This window comes from Modestobacter sp. KNN46-3 (genome assembly GCF_011039295.1).
Map to the genome: position 1 here is coordinate 1 of NZ_JAAKGN010000314.1, position 1,697 is coordinate 1,697.

The 1,697-nt window shown below is 77.1% G+C and carries 2 protein-coding genes; one reads left to right on the forward strand and one right to left on the reverse strand.

Annotated features, from left to right (window positions below; translation table 11 throughout):
• Nucleotides 1–119: 16S rRNA (uracil(1498)-N(3))-methyltransferase (locus G5C62_RS29080; protein ID WP_346774143.1), on the forward strand; the 119-nt coding region annotated here is incomplete at its 5' end.
• Nucleotides 120–184: 65 nt separating this feature from the next.
• Here G5C62_RS29080 and G5C62_RS26900 read toward each other — a convergent pair.
• Nucleotides 185–1,697: ABC transporter permease subunit (locus G5C62_RS26900; protein ID WP_164703397.1), on the reverse strand; the 1,513-nt coding region annotated here is incomplete at its 5' end.

The window sequence follows — 1,697 nt, forward strand, 5'->3', positions numbered from 1 at the left end:
TGGTCGCCTTCCGGGCGGCCGGCGCGCAGTCGGTGCGCCTGGGCGCCGAGGTGCTGCGGACGTCGACCGCCGGCGCCGCCGTGCTCGCCGCCCTGTCCGCCCGCACCCGCTGGCGGTAGCGGGCGTGTCGATCATCGGCGAATGGCTGCTCGACACGCCGATGCGGGCAGCCGAACGCCGATGATCAACTCCTGAGGGCGGAGCGGGCGCGGGCGCTGACCAGGTCGACCGCGGCGGTCAGCAGCACGAGCGTCACCAGCACGGTGGTCACCGCGCCCCAGTCGAAGGCGGCCACCCGGCTGGCCAGCAGGGCCCCCAGCCCGCCGGCGCCCAGCAGCCCGACAAGCACGGTGTCCCGGATGGCCACCTCCCAGCGGTACAGCGCGAACGCCAGCACCGGCCCGGTCGCCGCCGGGAGCACCCCGTACAGCCAGCCACCCACCGGCCCGGCACCCATCGCGGTGAGCGCCGCCCGGGGGCGCGGGTCCAGCTCCTCGGTCGCCTCCGCCGCCAGCCGCCCCAGCACGCCGAGCGTGTAGACACCCAGCGCCAGCGCCCCGGGGAGGATCCCGGGCAGCAGCACGAACAACAGCACCAGCGCCCACACCGGCGGCGGCACGGCCCGCAGCAGCAGCAGGCCGAGCCGGACGACGGTCCCGGCCAGCCGACGTCCGGCTGACGCCCGGGCCGGGCGGGCGGCCACCCCGGCCAGCACTACCGCCCCGACGGTGGCGACGGCGATTGCGATCACCGACATCTGCACCGTGTCGACCGCGGCCGACGCGACCGCGGAGAGCAGCGGCCCGTCGACGTCCGGCGGCCAGGCAGCCGCGAGCACGTAGCGCAGCTGCTCGCCGGTGCGGTCGGAGACCAGCGTGGCCGGTGAGATCGCCAGGTACCACCACGACCAGACGACCCCGGCCAGCGAGCCGAGGACCGCCGTGGTGAGCGCGGGGTCCCGGCGCAGCCGGTCCCCGGACGAGCGGGGCGCGGCCACCCGGCGCCGCACCGCGCGGCCGCCGACGTCGGCGAGCAGGCACAGCAGCGCCAGCGCGTACACGCAGGACCACACCTGCTCCCAGCGCAGCGAGCTGAACGACAGCAGCAGCTGGTAGCCCAGCCCACCGGCGCCGATCAGCCCGAGCACCACGGCCGACCGGACCGCGCACTCCAGCCGGTAGAACGAGTACGACAGCAGCCCGCCCGACGCCGGGGGCAGCAGCCCGTACAGCGCGGCCGTCGTCCGGCCGGCACCCGCGGCGAGCAGCGCCGAGTACCCGCTGCGCGGCACCTCGTCGAGCAGGTCGGCGAAGACCTTCGCGGTCACCGCCCCGTACGGGACGCCGATCGCCAGCACCCCGACCCACGGGTCCAGCCCCAGCAGGTTGACCAGCAGCAGCCCCCACACCGCCTCGTGCAGCCCCCGCGGGACGGCGAGCGCCCCGCGGGACAGCGTCCAGCCCAGCCGGCGTCGTCCCCAGGTGGTGCGGGCGACCGCCACCGCGCCGACTGCGCCCAGCAGCACCGCCAGCGCCGCCCCGAGCGCGGCGTAGGCGACGGTGACCAGCACCGAGTCGGCGAGCACCCGGAGGAACGCGCCGTCCAGGGCAGGGGAGAGCGCGGCGGAGGCGAACCGGCCGAACTGCCCGGTGCCGGCCGGGTTGACCACGTCGCCGGCGAACGCACCCGCGCCGGCC